The sequence below is a fragment of the Thermoanaerobacterium sp. CMT5567-10 genome (assembly GCF_030534315.2).
Taxonomy (GTDB): domain Bacteria; phylum Bacillota; class Thermoanaerobacteria; order Thermoanaerobacterales; family Thermoanaerobacteraceae; genus Thermoanaerobacterium.
In genome coordinates this window covers 1133751-1150667 of record NZ_CP130558.2, presented here as the reverse complement: position 1 = coordinate 1150667, position 16917 = coordinate 1133751, and the positions used below count along the sequence as shown (strand labels likewise).

Genomic DNA, 16917 nt, shown 5'->3' with positions numbered 1-16917 from the left:
GACAACTTTGATGAAACTATACTCGCTTAAAAAATGCTGGTATTCCTATTGATATGGAGTCACATCCTGCAGGAGCAAGAGAAGAAGGTTGGCGTAGAGTCGTGTTTATCGGCCCAGACGGAGAACAAATAGAAATTAGAGGTTAACAAATTATAATATAATCAGGTCGCAATATTATAATACAACCTTTTTAGTGTTTTGGTTTTTATAGATTTAAGAGATGTGAAATATCCATCACTTAACTGATTATAAAACTTGAAAAGAATATATATCCTACCTTATATTAAATGAAGTTCAGAAACAGGGATTTCATAATAATAAGGAGGGCTTATTCTATGCTTTTGAAGGTGGAACAAGTTTATGCGAAATTCAATGAGGAAAGTATTGAGATTAATATTTCTATGAAATTGCTATTGCCATTGCTACAGCAGGTAAATAGACACTATGAGATGTTTTAGATATCAAGGAATGTTATCCTTTGTTTAACTGTGAGGAAGTGATAAATCGAATAAAGTTTTATCTTAGAGAAAATGAACAAAAAAGATATTTGGGACAAGCCAAACAATAAAAAAGAAAATCGATATATAACTCATTAAAAGAAGAATGTTATGACATTGGTTACACGTCAGTCTGCCAAGCAATAAATAAGATAGTAAATGAGCATAAAGAAGCATACACAAAAGCTCAATACCAGCTTGGTGATGTATGTGAGTTTGATTGGGGTGAAGTCAATTTATTTATTAAAGGTGAGTTAAAAACATTTCAGATGGCGGTATTTACAAGTGCCAAAGGTAATTACAGATTTTCGAAACTTTTTCCAAAACAAGATACTTCATGCTTTCAAGAAGCACATGCATCATTCTTTGAAAATATAAAAAGTGTTTATCATACTGTAGTATATGACAATGCAAATGCTTAAACAGGCAGGCCCAAGGTTGCAAAATATCTACAGTACCTACCACCAGAGAGAAAGAATTCATAGATCTCTTGCAATATGTAGGTATAGTAGGTATGCAAAAAATATTTGATGCTAGGTTGTGCCTGAAAACGAGAAACTGCACTAATTTGGGAAATAGTATATAGTGGAATTGATGTTCAATGCCATACTGTGGTTGGTCCGTAGCGGTGCAGCCTGAAGAAGCCTGTTCGAATGTTTTGGTCCATGGAAAACAGTATGCAGCCGTTTCTGCAAATGGCATGATTTTGTTTAATTAGTAGACATTTATCGAATTTCAGACATAGTATAAGGCTGATTGTATAACTTTTTTTGCTTTTATTGTTGACAAAATTACAATATAGGTATATAATGGAAATAGGATTGATGATATGCATATAATCTTTCCAGAAACGCGACTAGGTAATTGCGAATTTTATAAAATTAAAAATTATTTACTTTGCGTAAGAGTTTAGTATTTAATCGGAATCTAAAGTCTCCCGAAGATTTGGCTAAATTTACAGCTCTAAGCCCCGACCAGCAGCAGGAGTTTATTGACCTTTTGCTTGATCCTGCGACGTACAACACAATAAATAATGAGAACAAAAATGTATCACGTAGTACAAAATATACTACCAATCTTCCCAATTCCAGTCCTATGCTTAGTAGTTCTACGGATTGGGATGCATGGGGGACACAAACTGTTTCTATTTTTGGAATTTCAATTCTAGAATATAGAATTGAAGTTGGCTATAGGGTATCTAATGGAACTGTAACTCAGATTCTCTACAATGACGCATATGTAGTTAGAAATCTTAATCCTATGGTGCAGACTGACACAATTAGTTCAAGTGCTTACATCAGCGGCAATAAGGCGATTGCTAGAGGTGTTTTCTATTACAAACTTGGGCCGATAAATGACATGTCTGTACAGATTGGAAATATTTACGGTGAATTGATTGGGTACCCAAACGGTGATACAAGCATTTCCTATTGGAGAGATTAACAATGAAAAAACATAAAATATTGATTACTATTTTCATAATAGTTGGGATTGCAGTTGTCTTATCAATTGTCGGTTATATCACTTACTTAAATGTATAAAGATAATGTAAAAGTCAATATATCCTTGTACAAAAAGTGGAATATAATTTTACACAAAAAATATACTAAGATGCATTAGAAGAACTGTTAAAGTATTCAACTTTTGATTTTAATCTATATGAAGGTCCTTTTATTGATATAACATGCGAATGATGAAGTAATCTACCTAATATTGCATTGGCTAATGTTGCTGTTCCAAATACTTCTGCCCAATTTAAAAAGGGCATATTAGTTGTAATAATTGTACTATGCTTTTCATATCTTTTAGATATTAGCTGAAAAAATATATTTGAAGCATCTGTGTCTATTGGTAAATACCCTGCTTCGTCTATTATTAACACCTTATATTTTGAAAAATGCTTTAATCGGATTTCTAAACGGTTTTCTGCTAAAGCCTTTTTAATTGAGTCATCAATTCTTGAAAATGAACGAAATATGTAGAATATCTGTGTTTTGCACATTCTATCCCTATGGCGGTGGCAAGATGTGTCTTGCCTACTCCTGGAGTCCCTACAAACAATATATTTTCGTTATTTTCTACAAATCTTAAACTTTTTAAATCAAGAATTTCTTGTTTGTTTATGCTTGGTTGAAATTCAAAATCAAAATCATCAAGTTCTTTTAAAAAAGGGAAGTTTGCTACTTTGACACATGCAAGTATTGCTTTTTCTTGTTTTGATTTTATTTCTAAATTGCTTAGTTCATATAGAGCATCTATAACACTTTTTTCTCCTGATTTAATCATGTTTAAATATGTATCTATATTATTTTTTATATTATTTAATCCAAGTTCTCCTAAATTGTTTAATAGCTTAGTATAGTTACTCACACCCTCACCTACCTATGCAATAATTTATCCAATTCGTTAAGATTATTTGTGCATATTTGTTCAATGTCCTCTTTGTTTTTGATAAGATTTTCTATTAGTTCTCTATAATGAGATTCGTGATAATTTATCTTTTTATCACTTAATATATGGACAGATATCAAGTCTGTGTTAAAATATACATGTAACTCATTTTCTACTGTTTTAAGAGTTACAGTTTTATTTATTGAGTATCTACTACCTTTGTAATATATCATAGAATCTTTATGGACAGTTGCTTTTTGTTCGAAGTTCATATAACTTTCTATGATATCATTACTTGGCATAGGAGATAGATACTCCTTTTCTTTTTGGAATAATATTATCGGTTGTATCCCTGTTGACTGATTTGTAGATTGATTAACTTTTTTGTTTATTTCACCAATTATCTTTATTAAATCTTCTTCATTCTCAAATTCACCATTGTATGGCAGTAGCCAGTCAATAAATTTATTAGATGATTCCACCTTTCCTTTGGTATATGAGTGTCTTGGCTTACATAAGCGTTTCTTAAAGTCAAAATCATTTGCAAATGCTTTTATTTTATTATTTATCTTCCTCCCCTCGTTTGTTATATCAACTATTGTTTTCATATTGTCAAAAAGGTCTCCTGTAGCTTTAAAAGCGTTTATCAAGCATTAAATTACATCTTGTTGTGTTTTTGCTTTCCTATATTCAAAATAGCAATATCTTGAATATCCAAGCTTATAGTTAAAAACATTAAAAATGAATTCTTCTCCATATTTAGAAACTAATTTTATCTCTTCTTTCCAATCTACCTGTGCTTGCTTTCCCGCAGGAGTTTCAAATCGTGGATGACCACTTACTTTTTTAGCAGGTTTCAAGCCTTTTCGCTTTACATATTTGTTGAAATTAGAATATGTTCCAATATCATAATTTTTAGAAACAAAGTATTCGTATACTCCCTTTACCGTAACCCCCTTTATTTCAAGTTTTGCTTTTATTTCATCATAGTATTTGTCTAATTTGCTTTGTTTGTTTCTTGTTTTTGGTTTGTCTTCATATCCTTCATAATACTTTTTAACAGTTCTTCTATCTACTCCATATTCCCTTGCTAGCTCTGAAAAATTAGGTTTTATCTCCATAGCCTTTAATATGCTAATTTGACCTATTTATTTACCACTTTTAGTACATTCTTATTTTATCATTTTCAAAAAATGCAAAATTATCCAATTATTAAACTAATTCAGGAATCAAATTACTTGCCCAAAATACCAAAGGCATTTGGAGAAATCCTAAATATGTTATTAAAACCTTGTGAGTTTAATATAGATGAATGCATTGAGAAGTTTTCCAATCTTCCAGAACTAGAATCAACTTTAATACAAGTATTAAATTATAATTCAAAATTAAACCGTGAAATATTATCATTAAAAGATGCAAGTTTTGTATTTAGGTGCTAAAAATACTAGAATTATTGCTATCGCATATATAACTAGATTATTATTACCAAATAGAAATGGAAGGGCAGGAAAAAATGGAATACAGCAATTCTTTTAAATAAGGCTTTAGAAGGGGCAGCCTCGCGGGGCGCGGAAACAGAACTTATACATCTCTATGACCTTCATTACCAGGGATGCATAAGTTGTTTTTCATGTAAGCTTATAGGTGGTAAAAGCTATGGGGTTTATTGAAATAAACTCACCAAATTCAATACAAATCTAACCGTCTGCTTAATATGACGGTTTCTATTTTTTGGCATGTCTTGTTTATTATGACATATTATTTCATTTTAATGTAAATATTTAGTTTACAAAGTGCAGAATTTACAGTATTAATCCTCTTTTTTACATTAATGGAAAGCCAATTATTAATTTACTTGCTATTTCACAAATTCAGATTGAATATAACCCTAAAAAAGTCATATTGCGGATAAAAAGTGATGTTAAGAATATAAACTTGTGTTAATAAATATATTTAATGTATAATAATGTTATATTGAGTCATTAAAAAGGAGAGTGATTATACTATGTTAAAAGATAAGGCACTGCCATTTTCTATCTTTTGTTTATCAATATCTATTATTATGAGTGCTGTTATCATTGCAAATGGAATGAGAAGTAACGGAGATTATGTTGGTACTGGTTTGTTTAATATGTCACAAGGATTAAGTAATATCGTAAACAATATGTACAATAACAATGATAATGTTGTTTACACAAGAAATACTTATGATTTATCTACAGCATCTTCTTATTTAGGAATTGAGGAGAGTAAATTATTAAACCTTGTTAATGAAAAAGATTCAGGGATACCCTATATCAAAATAGGTAATGATTATATATTTAGCAAAGGTGCATTAGACAAATGGCTAGAAACAGCAAGAGTTGAAATAAAATAGGATAACAGTCTTTGATCTGTTATATAACTAAAATAAACTCCACTCCATGATAGTAAAGTTGATTCTATAACACTTAACACATGAAACTTATCCATTTTTCCTTATAAATCACAATTTGATAGCTAATTTTATTCGCAATGATGTTAAGTCTACAGTTGGTATTATTAAATTGGAGGATAAACAGATGAAAAAGAATACCATCATTATAGTGACAGCCGCTGTTGTGCTTATTTGTTTTGGAGTATATGTATTGACCTCAGATAGATTTCCAAAGACATCAAGGGCTGCTATAGAGCAAGCAGTTGAAGGCCAAAGATTTATGATTTCCGAAATCATAGATGAAATTAAAATAGATAGTAATAGAATTCTAACATTGTATCTCAATGGGTATGGTGAGTTAGACTGCGCGGTAACTCATAAGAATCTGTTTTACTATACTGTTGATAATCTTGCAGGTCATGTTTACACAACGAATTCAGCGGAGGTTTTGACCGGTGTCAATTATAGAGCAATTTTACACTTTACAGGGTACGAGTCAGGAGAGGAGTATGCATGCTTTGGTGTGATTTTGGATGATGACATTGCTAGAATCGAGTTCAATAACAAAGATATGAAGGAAATTGATTTCAGAGGTATGCGTATCGTCTATACTTATGGCAGCGGGAATCCTAAGTCAAAATTCATATTGTATGACAAAGACAACAATGTGTTAGAACTGACGAAGTAAACAATCCTAGTATTTTTCTAAGAGATATAAGACGTACATCAAGTATTAGCAACAAATTATCAAATCCCATACACTAAGATTACTAACTGAATATTATTTTTGACCTTGTTTAATTTTCATTATTCTTATCATGTACATAAAGTACCTTAAGTAAATAAAGGAGGGCTTATTGTGTATCCTAATTATCGAATTTCAGTTGAAATCATTTTGTTGCATGAGGGAAAGGTTCTTTTGACAAAACGTGCAGGACATTGCAAGGTTGCTCCGAATGTTTGGAATGTTCCCGCGGGGAAAGTAAAATATGAGGAAATTCCCGTTCAAGGCTTGTATCGAGAAGCAAGAGAGGAAATCAATTTGGATGTGGAATTGTTGGAGGAGCTATCAGTTAGGAATCTAAAAAGTAAAAGTGGAGATGAAAATATATACCGTGTTGTGTTTACGTATCTTGTTAAACCTAAAAACGATGATATTTCTTCACTCAAATTGAATGATGAACATTCTGAGTTAGCTTGGATTACCAAAGAAGAACTAAATAATCCAAGATATGAAACACTTCACATTGATATAAGAAACATTCTTTTAACAAAGGTGTTTAAGTAAAGATGAATTTTTTCATTCAGTAATAACTTTGTTTTCTATTTTCTAATTATATTGACTTTAATTTTTTATCATTTTTTCTTACTATTTATTTTTTCTTCACATATATCCAATGCCGATTTTACGTTGATTGGATGAGAGAAAAGAGATTTATTAGAATCAATTTTTAAAATCTTTATTGACTATTACCCTGGGGATTGGCTTATTATTAGAACCAGGAGGGATCTAGTAATGAAAATAAGCGAAATAATGAAGATTACAAAACTAACGAAAAAAGCAATAAATTATTATGAAGAGGAGGGATTAATAAAACCCGATATCAATCCTGACAACAATTATCGAGAGTATTCTCAAAATGACGTTGATAAGCTGATTCAAATATCAACTTTGAGGCAACTGGATGTACCAGTAGTGGAAATAAAACATATTATATCAAATCCAGATTTAATAAGGGATAAACTCGAGCAACATTTAAAGAGATTAAATGATGAAGAAAAAAGAATTGAAGTGATCAGAAATGTGATCAAAACATGCTTAGATGGATTAAATCAAACAAGTGATATAACCGAACTGACAAAAAATATGATGACATTAAAAGAATCTCTCGAGATGGACGATAGAGCAAGAGAAGGTTTTATAAAGAGACAATTATTGAGAGTGTTTCCTGGTAACTTTGGAAAGTTGATGGTAGCGGCATATGGGCCATTTCTGAATGAGGTCCTTGATACGCCTGAAAAAGAAAAGGCATGGTTGAATTTGGTGAATTGCTTAGATAAAGCTGACAGTATCAATTATCCACAAGAAATGGGTGAGATGTATGAAAAGTATACTGATAAAGATATTGAAAAAATTAGCATGATAATAAATAAGACTATTCAAGAATGGATATCGGATAGAATTGAAAAAAACTATATGGACAGAGAAACTTTTTTAAAGAAATTAGATGTTATAGAACCTTTGCACAAAGAAGTATTTAACATTGTAAAGAATATTAAGGAACAACTTAAAAATAGCGGTTCGGACAAAATAAACGAATATTTAAGCATATTGAGCAGTGACTATCGCAAATATAAAAATAATCTTGAAAAGTTTCAAAAGTCATTGGGCATTAACCTTGATGAAAATGGAAATATAATAACTAACTTAGACATATAGAAATCAGCAGCTAATAATATAAGTATTTTGTTATGAGATTGTAAGGAAAGTTTTATTATTCGCACAAAAATGCCTTACAATCCATCATTTATGAAGAGATTGCGCTTTGATAATATTTAACTTGCGTAATTTTTTTAAAGTGTAGATATTTTTTGACTACAGATTTGAATTTGTTAAAAAAGTATTTATGGTATATTAAGGTATATTAAATCAATTAATTCATTTCTGCCCTTTGTTATTGTTTGTTTTCCTTCGTGTACGTATATTAATTTTACAATGTCTGGTTTGCCGTTTTGAAGATGTATATGGTCTTCATCAGCTTCTATGTATAAAGTTTCTATTTCGTTTTTAGTCTTTGGCTTTTCATATGTTTGAAGGTTGTCTATTTTTCTTAATGTGTTCATTACTGTTTGCCGGCTTACATTGCAGTTAGCTCCATTTCTTTTAAGTTCCTGAGTGGTTTTTTGATATGAGAGTATTGTAGAAAGATCCGTTATATCAGCTTTAAGCTCAGCATCTATTCTTTCATATTTTTGGATGCCAGTAGCTTTATCTACAAGATATGCCTTCTCTCCTGTTTCTTTGTTTTTATAGTACCGTCTTTTGTATGTGATATCTCCAAATACAGTTGTTATTGTCCTTTCACAATCTTTTTGGACTACCACCCAGTTTTTTCTTTTAATTTTGTCTTTATATATATGCTTTGATCAAGTTCATGAAGTGCATCTGCACAAATCTCTTTTCCTAATTCATTTGGAATTTTTTTAAGTTCTTCTTCAAATTCCAAATAGGTATATTTTCCATCAAGTAATCCAATAATTTTTTCTACGACAAGCAGGAATTTTTGAAGTGTATGTTGAATTATTTTCATAAGAACTCACCTTCCTATTTATTTTCTAACTCATCCTTTTGGGAGGATGGTGAGGTCTTATTTCTACATATTATCGCTATTTCCCTGCTTTTTCACCTAAGAAAATTTTACACTAAGGTTATCTACAGTAGGTGAAAATGGATATGCCTATGGGGTTCCGCTAAACTACGTATATGATAGAGGAAACATTTATTTCCATTGTGCTGCTGAAGGAAGCAAGTTGGACAATATTGTGTATAATAATAAGGTTTCTTTTTGTGTTGTTGGTAATACCGAATCTATACCAGACAAATTCAGTTATAGGTATGAGAGCGCAATCGTGTTTGGACAAGCGATGGAAGTATATGATAGGGAAAAAGAGGACGCATTGGTTGCACTTGTTAAAAAATACTCTAGCGAGTTTATGGGAAAAGGGATGGAATACATAAAGAGGGATGGTATAAAAACAAAAGTCATTAAAATTAATATCGACCATTTGACAGGAAAGGCAAGGAAATAGCAATTTAAAAACAAGACACTTTTTCAACACATTATTAAAGTATTTCGGTAATATGTCAAGGGATGATTGAAAAAAATTAAAAAAATTTTTTAAAAAAACAGCTAAAAAAGAGCATAGCAAAGCTAACCATTACTAAAAACAGCAATGGGAATATATGTTAATTATGGAAATAGTATATTATGTTAGTATTTACAATCATCTCCTTTCATTGCTGGTGGTTTATAAAGTTTTTCTTCGCGCAGCAGAGCAAAGACTAACCTTACAGCTTTGCGTGCCGTTAAAACTAAAGCACGTTTGTGTTTATGAGTTTTACTTTCATTAAATTTGCGAGCATAGTATTGTGAAAACTCAGGACAATATTTCCTAAGTTGGTCGGCTGCTTGAATAAAGTAATATCTGAGATATTCATTACCAGTGCGTTTTAAATAAGTGTCCTCCGCTTTAAAATCCGCAGACTGGTATTCTGACCAATATATGCCGGAAAACTTTGCAAGGGCATTATCATTATCAAACCTTGATATTCCGCCTATCTCAGATATTAGGCCAGCTGCTATAGTTGGACCAATGCCATTTACTGAAGTAAGACAAAGAAATTGATTCTTAAATCCTTTGACTTCATTGGCAATGGTCTTTTCAGAAGCTTTCTTCTGCTTTTCAAGATACTGTATATTATCAAGACAAGACTTGATAACAAAATTCAAAGAATCATTTACATTAGCGTTGATTCTATAAGATTTGCGTACAGCATCTTGGAGTAATTTAGCCGTAGCATTAGGGTCATTAAAATGGTCTCTGCCTTTATCAACTAAAAAGGCAATAAGATCTTCAAGCGGTCGAGCCGCAATATCATCAAGAGTTAAAAACTCATTAAATATTTCAGTAGCAGCCGCACCAAAATTATTACTAAAAACTTTAATCTGACATAAGCCACTAAATTTAAGAAACAGATTACTTAGGAAATAATTTTTCTCCCTGACAATACTATCAACAATGTGAAAGCGATGGCGGGTAAGCCTTTGGAGAGCAAGATATCTAAAATCTACAGGACAAGATTTAGGAAGCCTTCCAAACCTTAATTTTTCAGCAATAACAAAAGCATCAACCCAGTCATTCTTAGGCAAATCGCCAAGAGACTTTTTAAAAGCCTTGACAGTATTAGCATTAAAAGTAGTTACAGAAGGATTAAAAGGCTTCAAGGAAGCATGGTCAGCTAAATAATACTGAATATGCCAACCATAGACTGAAGTAGATTCTAGACCAATAAAAACCTTCTGAACGTTGTATTTATTACAACAATCCAAGATATGAGACACTAAAATATTGCAACCAGAAGGATTATTATCTACAGAAAAACGAGAGCAAGCATCATTACCGTCTTGGTCTAGAATATGAACCTTGACATCATCCAAGCTTATATCCATGCCTACGAAAAGTTTATTCAAGGCTATAGCACCTCCTTTCAAAGGTAATGGTGTAGATTGAAAGTTAATTTGAGATAACCTAGCGACCAGATTATGTAGCAACCTCGCAATTAGCTATTAGTATATAAACCTGAATCCTCTGCTGCCAGGGGTTTATATACGACAAAGCAGATTTCGCGTGAGAAAAGGCAAATCTGGTGTAGGGACCATACTTTAAAGAGCGGAAAAACCGCATGGAGGACAAAAGCCTGTCCCATATTAACTTTACAGTATAATAATGCTACAAGTTATCTCAAAAGTAAACATAAAGGCCGTAAAATAAAAGATGTGGCGGCCTGTGCCATGTACTTAATTTGATATTTTAGATACATGGCAATAGATGTGATTTCAAAATAATGTTTTAAAGAAAAAGAGGTAATTTCCAATTATCAATGTGCTTTATTAAATTTTAAGATGTGAGACAAATTTATTGTCTACAAAAATAATTATACGAGGAGGTAAAAAGTGTTTGATATATCCATTTATTTGCTAATGCTCTTAATAGATCTGGAGATAGTAAATCTGCAAATAATGTAATGACAATGTAAAAAGTACTTACCATAAAGCGATATCGTCTGTCAATTAAATTTAATGATATAGAAACTATTGCGTTTTCTCAACTTTATTAATCAGAATTGACTTAAGGGAGAGTATGAATTCCATAGCATTTTTAACATGATTTTTACTATGGATGCTTTTAATCTTCCAATTTAAGTAAAAAGATTATTTGTACGCGGGAGGTATTCCATGAAAGGAAGGTTCTTAAATGCAGTGTTCCTGATATGTACATTATTTTTTATTGCGACTATTGGAAGTTCAACCATTCAACTATTACAGCAGCGCTCTATGGACAGCAATTTGCATATTCTATTTAGAGGCGGAATTTGCATTGTAGCTGTTGTATTTATTGAAGTTTTCAGTTTGTTGAAATTCAAAAACATTATTGTGGAATTAGTAATTCAATATCTTGTCACAATGTCTTTAATTTTTTTGATGGTATATATGCTGGGTTATTTTGCGGAATTGGCCAAAACCGCCTATAGAGATATCTTTTTGAACTACACTGTGGGTTTTGTAGTAGTTTCGGCTATAATAATCATTTATAGAAAGAGGAAATTGAAAAAATAAAAGTTTTAAAGCGGAGGTGGTACTATGCTGCCGCAAAAGCACATAAAAGTATTACAAAAGATATATGACAGATTAAATAGAACTAATATAAATTGGGTTATTACAGGAAGTACTGCATTTATTATTCAAGGAATTCCTCTAAAACCAAACGACATAGATATTCAAACTGACAAAAAAGGTGCGTATCAAATAGAGGAATGCTTCAAAGAATTTGTTATAGCAAAAGTATGCTTTTCATCTAATGGTAAAATATCTTCACACTTTGGCCGTCTTGAAATCGATGGTATAAAGGTTGAAATCATGGGTGACATACAAAAATATGTTAATGGCATATGGGAAGAGCGGGTGGATTTAGAAAAATATAAAAGATATATAACACTAAATGGTATGAAATTGCCTGTATTAGATTTAGAGTACGAATATAATGCATACATGAAATTGGGGAGAATTGAAAAAGCATTGTTGCTCAAAAAATATATAAACCGGATGAAAAATGGAGACGGTACTATTTTTTCATTTGACGATTTAAATTAATAGTTTATAAAGTATTAAGAAATTCTGAATTTCAGGAGGATTATATATGAGCAATTTTGAATTTATAAGTGGAGGCAGAGAACTACTTGACCTAGTACAGCCATTAAATGATGATATTGAGCTATCTTTAAAATGGAACGATGGTAATAATGTGTCAATAGAATCAGCAATAAATCATGTCCTAAATTCTTTAACTATTCCAAATGAATACATGCCAGATTTTAAATCTAAATATAAATATTATTTAAAAAAGAAAGAAGACTCTTCAGTAATATATTTGGTATTTGTTCCTGATGCAAAAAGGCTTTACGTAGTCGAAGATATTATTTAAGTGTTTGTTTTGAAATTTAATCGAATATGGCCCTGTCGCTTTCAAGTAAGTTGAAACCATTTTTTGAAGATTTTCAAATATTTTATTTAAGGGACTATAAAAATATCAAGAAAAAAGTAATATGAAATTGGGGTATAACTATGGAGATAAAGTTTTACAGGATAGGTGAAGTAAGCAATAGTCAGTTTAATTTTGCTGTTATATTCGCTACTTATAAAGGAAAATGGATATTTGTAAGGCATGAGGACAGAAATACGTGGGAAGTGCCTGGCGGTCACAGAGAAAAGAATGAAGATATTAATGTGACTGCTTCAAGAGAGCTATTTGAGGAAACAGGAGCATTAAATTACGAGATTGAGCCCGTATGTGATTACTCTGTTACCATAGATGAGGTAACTACATTTGGGAGATTGCTTTATGCAAAAGTAAATGAAATGGGGCCTTTGCCAGATAGTGAGATATGCGAAGTAAGCTTTTTCAAAATGATGCCTGATAATCTTACTTATGCGGATGTACAGCTGATACTTCTAAGAAAGGTATTAGATTTTTTAAGTGAAAAGGTATTAAAACTGCTTGAAAAAGACAAAACAAGAAACATTAATATCATCAACTTTATTAGAAATTATCCTATTTATAACATTGAATCAGTTGGAGATTCAGTACTTGTTAGAGGAATAAGCGATGAAGATTGGGTTTATATTAGCAGCAAATCCTATGATGAGTTCTTTCAACTGATTGAGGGGTTGGATGAGGAGGATAAATGTTTTGCAGTCATTGAGGACTGGATGCTCCCACATATTGTAAAAAATAAAAAATAAAATCCCGACTGACCAGTATGAAACTAGTCTATGATTCTAATGTACCACTGCCGACCGTAAAATCACATATTGTTGACTTATTAATTGCAGATGCTCCATATATATTCGAGAACTCCAAGTATAAAGAGTATATATCAATTGAATATATTGAAGATAGGATAAAAAATGGCATTGGTCTTGGCACCTATGAAAATGAAAAGCTGGTGGCATGGGCGATTACACATGATGATGGAGCCATAGGTTTTTTGAATGTATTGGAAGATTACAGAAGGAAAGGATATGGCATGGATGTAACTGTTGCAATGATAAAGAGGCTTCTGGAACTTGGCCAACTGCCATTTGTACATATTGAAGAAGATAATGTAAAGTCTATGAACCTGGCATTAAAAGCAGGATTTAGAAAGGATAGGAGGGTACATTGGATAAAATTATATTAGGGTGGTGTTTCATGGCTTTAAAAAAGACATTTTTGATCTTAAATTGCAATATTAAGTGCAACACCCAATAAAGTCATATGACGATTATTTAGAATTATAAAAGAATGCAAAGAAATTGAATTTGCTTATGATGTAATGATATTAGAAGTGTAGATTTAATTTTATAGAGGATTAATTGAAATAAATATATAAAATGATTAATAGAGCACAGAAGGGATGTAATGAATATGTACATTAAACCAATATCAATTGATGATCGTCAACGCATAAATGATTTTATAAAATCTCGCTGGTTTTCAACTGAAATGGTCGTTGGTGGTAAAATAGTTGATATGACAAAATTAGAAGGCTTTATTGCATATGAAAAAGATGAAATTATTGGGTTATTGACATATAGAATTAAGGATAGTGAATGTGAAATCATGTCTTTAGACAGTTTGAAGGAAAATCAAGGTATTGGAACTGCTCTTCTAAATAAGATCATCGAAGAGGCAATCAATAAAAAATGTACAAAAATAAAATTGGTTACGACAAATGACAATATAAACGCAATTCGTTTTTACCAAAAACGCGGATTTGATATGGTGAGAATACATCACAATGCTGTGGATGTTGCGAGAAAATTAAAGCCGTCGATACCGCTATTGGGAGATTTTGGCATACCGATTAAACATGAGATTGAATTTGAAATGAATTTAGATAAATGAATTGATTTTTCACTTCCTTATGCTATAGTTTAACAACAGAAATTCCGTGTTTATTTGAAGATACCATATTGATAAGATGCTTATCAAGATATAAACATTGTTGTGTATATTTATTATTAATATTATGGAGTAAATAATATGGTATTTTAGGATAATATATACTAATGAAATATAAAAGCATATATATTATAATATGTACATGGATATATCATACCAAGGGGGAATCCATGTTGAGAAGACTTAAAAAGATGCTTTTATATTTCTTTATCCTTTTAATAGCGTTTGTGCCTACAATTTCATATGGTGATAATAGTCTTCCTCATTTTAGTTTTGGTTCAAGGCTTTTATATACCGGAACGTACGGTACTGATGTTTTAAAACTTCAAAGCATACTGAATAATATTGGATTTAATACCGGTATTATCGACGGTATTTTTGGCAATAACACATTAAAAGGAGTTCTGAATTTTCAGAAGGCAGAGAACTTAGTTGCTGATGGCATTGTTGGTTCCAAAACGTACTCTGCTATCCAGAATGCGACGTGGAGCAACCCAGTCGTTTATTATGTACAACCTAATGACAATATTTATTTTATAGCAAAAAAATTTGGAACTTCGATTCAAGACATTTTAGATGAGAATGGGCTCAACAGCAATGCGTCGTTGTACACAGGAGAAAAATTGCTGATACCGCATCCACCGGTTGTGGTACCGCCTCAGCTTGATAATGCCGCTAATTATCAAGAATTAAAAAATAATATTGAGACATTGCTTAGTCAGCATCCAGGGAAGTACGGTGTATATTTTATAGATTTAAATTCTGGCGAGACTTTTGACATAAATGGATATGATTCTTTTGTTGCTGCAAGCACCTATAAAGTTCCTCTTAATTTTTATCTATACACATTGATAACTGAAGGTAAGATAGACCCTAACATGGAAGTGCAGTATACATCACAGGATTACGAAAGCGGCTCAGGTTCTATACAGTACGATCCAGTGGGAACTTATTATACAATAAGGGAACTTTCTAGAAGATCAATTGAAGAAAGTGATAATATAGCTTCAAACATGATAATGAGAGTCGTAGGATACGATAATTATTTAAACTTTATGAAAAGCATGGGTGCTAATGTTATACCGTATACAAGTAATATCACATCACCGAGAGATTTGAGCTTGTATATGGAAAATTTATTAAATTATGCAAATGCTCACAGTAGCACTGCAGGAGAACTTCTAAATTACCTTGAAAATACCATATACAATGACAGGATTTCATATCCACTGCCAAGCAATATAACTGTTGCTCATAAAATTGGCAATCTTTCCGATGTGGTAAATGATACTGCGATAGTATTTTATCCATCAAAACCGTATATATTGACGATTATGGGCAATAATGTGGACGGTTCTGATAATTCAGATGCATACACTGTAATAAGAGAAATCTCAAAAATGGTATATGATTTCCAAAGCAGATGATAGAAATTAAAATAAGTCGGTTAATCCGGCTTATTTTAATTTCGTAAATTTAAATTTCTTCATTAATGACTTTTTCCAATATGTCGCTTACGCCATCTTCAAGATTAGATTTAGCTATATAATTGGCGCTGTTCTTTATGCTATCATCGGCATTTCCCATGGCTACGCCGCACCCTGCCTTTAAAATCATTTCTCTGTCATTGTCTTGATCACCTATTGCTACAACGCTTTTTATATCTATGTCTAATATGTCGCACAATTTTACGAGAGCTGAACCTTTTGTAACGCCGTAGGGCAATATCTCAATAAAAAATTCATCTGACTGAACGCACGTAAAAGGCTCGTCTGATAATTGCCTTATTTCGTCTACAAGCTTTAAAGACATTTTGCTGTTGCCTCTAAACAATACTTTTATTATTTTATTAAGGCTGGAAAGGTCATCTACAATATCACATTTGACGTGTTCTATAGCCATATATGATTTGATAAAATCCGAAATTTTATTTACAAATATGCCGTCTATACTGTATACAAGTATCTCGACATCGTACCTTCCTTCTTGCCACAGATTTGCTGTAAGCTTGTATAGATCATCTGAAAGATATTTTTTATGTAATATTTTTTTATTTACGGGATCGTATATCATACATCCATTAAATAGTATAACAGGTACATCAATATTAAGCTCATTTATATACGGTGTTGCAGATAAAATTCCTCGACCGGTTGCTAATGTAAAAATACCGCCCTTGTCACGAAATTTTTCAATGCTATTCTTTGTTGCGACTGTTATTTCTTTTTTATCATTTAGTAAGGTTCCATCTGCGTCGGCTACTACCATTTTATACTTCATTGAGATCACCCCGAATCATTATTTGCACAGTATTTATTATACTATTTTTTA

General features: G+C 31.6%; 17 protein-coding genes and 5 pseudogenes. 17 read left to right on the top strand and 5 right to left on the bottom strand.

The window, feature by feature from the left end; genetic code table 11:
* The first annotated feature begins 335 nt into the window (after nucleotides 1–335).
* From Q2T46_RS05935 to Q2T46_RS05925, 3 genes are all read left to right on the top strand, one after another.
* Nucleotides 336–458, top strand: a complete 123-nt coding sequence (locus Q2T46_RS05935) for a hypothetical protein (protein ID WP_303263853.1) — start codon at nucleotides 336–338, stop codon at nucleotides 456–458.
* Between the two features lie 308 nt (nucleotides 459–766).
* A complete protein-coding gene (locus tag Q2T46_RS05930) occupies nucleotides 767–919 on the top strand; it encodes a hypothetical protein (protein ID WP_311062361.1) in 153 nt (50 codons plus the stop codon).
* A gap of 475 nt (nucleotides 920–1394) precedes the next feature.
* The gene (locus tag Q2T46_RS05925; RefSeq protein ID WP_303263854.1) at nucleotides 1395–1940 is read left to right on the top strand and encodes a hypothetical protein; all 546 of its coding nucleotides are present in this window, start codon (nucleotides 1395–1397) and stop codon (nucleotides 1938–1940) included.
* A 163-nt stretch (nucleotides 1941–2103) separates the two neighbouring features.
* Here the strand turns inward: Q2T46_RS05925 and istB are convergent.
* Nucleotides 2104–2783 (bottom strand): annotated as a pseudogene (gene istB, locus Q2T46_RS05920) (IS21-like element helper ATPase IstB).
* Between the two features lie 92 nt (nucleotides 2784–2875).
* Nucleotides 2876–4009: pseudogene (gene istA / locus Q2T46_RS05915) on the bottom strand (IS21 family transposase).
* Between the two features lie 117 nt (nucleotides 4010–4126).
* Here istA and Q2T46_RS05910 point away from each other — a divergent pair.
* From Q2T46_RS05910 to Q2T46_RS05890, 6 genes and pseudogenes are all read left to right on the top strand, one after another.
* Entirely contained in the window at nucleotides 4127–4327 is a 201-nt protein-coding gene (locus tag Q2T46_RS05910) for a hypothetical protein (RefSeq protein WP_311062360.1), read from the top strand.
* Nucleotides 4328–4414: 87 nt separating this feature from the next.
* Nucleotides 4415–4549, top strand: a pseudogene (locus Q2T46_RS15535) (flavodoxin family protein); the annotation flags it as partial.
* Between the two features lie 344 nt (nucleotides 4550–4893).
* The gene (locus Q2T46_RS05905) at nucleotides 4894–5265 is read left to right on the top strand and encodes a helix-turn-helix domain-containing protein (protein WP_303263856.1); all 372 of its coding nucleotides are present in this window, start codon (nucleotides 4894–4896) and stop codon (nucleotides 5263–5265) included.
* Nucleotides 5266–5449: 184 nt separating this feature from the next.
* The gene (locus tag Q2T46_RS05900; protein WP_303263857.1) at nucleotides 5450–5992 is read left to right on the top strand and encodes a hypothetical protein; all 543 of its coding nucleotides are present in this window, start codon (nucleotides 5450–5452) and stop codon (nucleotides 5990–5992) included.
* Between the two features lie 171 nt (nucleotides 5993–6163).
* Nucleotides 6164–6592, top strand: a complete 429-nt coding sequence (locus tag Q2T46_RS05895) for an NUDIX domain-containing protein (RefSeq protein WP_303263858.1) — start codon at nucleotides 6164–6166, stop codon at nucleotides 6590–6592.
* 228 nt (nucleotides 6593–6820) lie between these two features.
* Complete coding sequence (locus tag Q2T46_RS05890; RefSeq protein WP_303263859.1) at nucleotides 6821–7744, top strand: MerR family transcriptional regulator; 924 nt, start codon at nucleotides 6821–6823, stop codon at nucleotides 7742–7744.
* A gap of 194 nt (nucleotides 7745–7938) precedes the next feature.
* Here Q2T46_RS05890 and Q2T46_RS05885 read toward each other — a convergent pair.
* Nucleotides 7939–8615: pseudogene (locus Q2T46_RS05885) on the bottom strand (UPF0236 family transposase-like protein); the annotation flags it as partial.
* A gap of 115 nt (nucleotides 8616–8730) precedes the next feature.
* On the opposite strand from Q2T46_RS05885, the pseudogene Q2T46_RS05880 reads away from it, so the two are divergent.
* Nucleotides 8731–9114: pseudogene (locus Q2T46_RS05880) on the top strand (pyridoxamine 5'-phosphate oxidase family protein); the annotation flags it as partial.
* Nucleotides 9115–9296: 182 nt separating this feature from the next.
* Here Q2T46_RS05880 and Q2T46_RS05875 read toward each other — a convergent pair.
* Nucleotides 9297–10535 carry an IS110 family transposase gene (locus tag Q2T46_RS05875; RefSeq protein WP_174664688.1) on the bottom strand — a complete coding sequence of 413 codons (1239 nt, stop codon included), beginning with the start codon at nucleotides 10533–10535 and terminating at the stop codon, nucleotides 9297–9299.
* A 786-nt stretch (nucleotides 10536–11321) separates the two neighbouring features.
* On the opposite strand from Q2T46_RS05875, the gene Q2T46_RS05870 reads away from it, so the two are divergent.
* The 7 genes from Q2T46_RS05870 (at nucleotide 11322) to Q2T46_RS05840 (ending at nucleotide 16013) form a co-directional block, all read left to right on the top strand.
* Entirely contained in the window at nucleotides 11322–11702 is a 381-nt protein-coding gene (locus Q2T46_RS05870) for a DUF6608 family protein (RefSeq protein WP_303263860.1), read from the top strand.
* Between the two features lie 24 nt (nucleotides 11703–11726).
* Nucleotides 11727–12236, top strand: coding sequence for a nucleotidyltransferase domain-containing protein (locus Q2T46_RS05865; RefSeq protein ID WP_303263861.1), 510 nt, complete (start codon nucleotides 11727–11729; stop codon nucleotides 12234–12236).
* 46 nt (nucleotides 12237–12282) lie between these two features.
* A complete protein-coding gene (locus tag Q2T46_RS05860) occupies nucleotides 12283–12567 on the top strand; it encodes a hypothetical protein (RefSeq protein ID WP_303263862.1) in 285 nt (94 codons plus the stop codon).
* Between the two features lie 140 nt (nucleotides 12568–12707).
* Nucleotides 12708–13385: an NUDIX domain-containing protein gene (locus Q2T46_RS05855; RefSeq protein WP_303263863.1), complete on the top strand. Its 678-nt coding sequence runs from the start codon at nucleotides 12708–12710 to the stop codon at nucleotides 13383–13385.
* 17 nt (nucleotides 13386–13402) lie between these two features.
* Nucleotides 13403–13822, top strand: coding sequence for a GNAT family N-acetyltransferase (locus Q2T46_RS05850; protein WP_303263864.1), 420 nt, complete (start codon nucleotides 13403–13405; stop codon nucleotides 13820–13822).
* A 221-nt stretch (nucleotides 13823–14043) separates the two neighbouring features.
* A complete protein-coding gene (locus Q2T46_RS05845; RefSeq protein WP_303263865.1) occupies nucleotides 14044–14529 on the top strand; it encodes a GNAT family N-acetyltransferase in 486 nt (161 codons plus the stop codon).
* A 227-nt stretch (nucleotides 14530–14756) separates the two neighbouring features.
* Nucleotides 14757–16013, top strand: a complete 1257-nt coding sequence (locus Q2T46_RS05840; protein ID WP_303263866.1) for a serine hydrolase — start codon at nucleotides 14757–14759, stop codon at nucleotides 16011–16013.
* Nucleotides 16014–16062: 49 nt separating this feature from the next.
* Here the strand turns inward: Q2T46_RS05840 and Q2T46_RS05835 are convergent, their stop codons facing one another.
* Nucleotides 16063–16866, bottom strand: coding sequence for a Cof-type HAD-IIB family hydrolase (locus tag Q2T46_RS05835; RefSeq protein WP_303263867.1), 804 nt, complete (start codon nucleotides 16864–16866; stop codon nucleotides 16063–16065).
* Nucleotides 16867–16917 lie beyond the last annotated feature (51 nt).

Coding starts and splice junctions, on each gene's coding strand:
- Q2T46_RS05875 (WP_174664688.1), bottom strand. CDS start 10,535: ATGGATATAAGCTTGGATGATGTCAAGGTTCATATTCTAGACCAAGAC.
- Q2T46_RS05865 (WP_303263861.1), top strand. CDS start 11,727: ATGCTGCCGCAAAAGCACATAAAAGTATTACAAAAGATATATGACAGA.
- Q2T46_RS05905 (WP_303263856.1), top strand. CDS start 4,894: ATGTTAAAAGATAAGGCACTGCCATTTTCTATCTTTTGTTTATCAATA.
- Q2T46_RS05850 (WP_303263864.1), top strand. CDS start 13,403: ATGAAACTAGTCTATGATTCTAATGTACCACTGCCGACCGTAAAATCA.
- Q2T46_RS05845 (WP_303263865.1), top strand. CDS start 14,044: ATGAATATGTACATTAAACCAATATCAATTGATGATCGTCAACGCATA.
- Q2T46_RS05890 (WP_303263859.1), top strand. CDS start 6,821: ATGAAAATAAGCGAAATAATGAAGATTACAAAACTAACGAAAAAAGCA.
- Q2T46_RS05835 (WP_303263867.1), bottom strand. CDS start 16,866: ATGAAGTATAAAATGGTAGTAGCCGACGCAGATGGAACCTTACTAAAT.
- Q2T46_RS05900 (WP_303263857.1), top strand. CDS start 5,450: ATGAAAAAGAATACCATCATTATAGTGACAGCCGCTGTTGTGCTTATT.
- Q2T46_RS05930 (WP_311062361.1), top strand. CDS start 767: ATGGCGGTATTTACAAGTGCCAAAGGTAATTACAGATTTTCGAAACTT.
- Q2T46_RS05935 (WP_303263853.1), top strand. CDS start 336: ATGCTTTTGAAGGTGGAACAAGTTTATGCGAAATTCAATGAGGAAAGT.
- Q2T46_RS05840 (WP_303263866.1), top strand. CDS start 14,757: ATGTTGAGAAGACTTAAAAAGATGCTTTTATATTTCTTTATCCTTTTA.
- Q2T46_RS05855 (WP_303263863.1), top strand. CDS start 12,708: ATGGAGATAAAGTTTTACAGGATAGGTGAAGTAAGCAATAGTCAGTTT.
- Q2T46_RS05870 (WP_303263860.1), top strand. CDS start 11,322: ATGAAAGGAAGGTTCTTAAATGCAGTGTTCCTGATATGTACATTATTT.
- Q2T46_RS05860 (WP_303263862.1), top strand. CDS start 12,283: ATGAGCAATTTTGAATTTATAAGTGGAGGCAGAGAACTACTTGACCTA.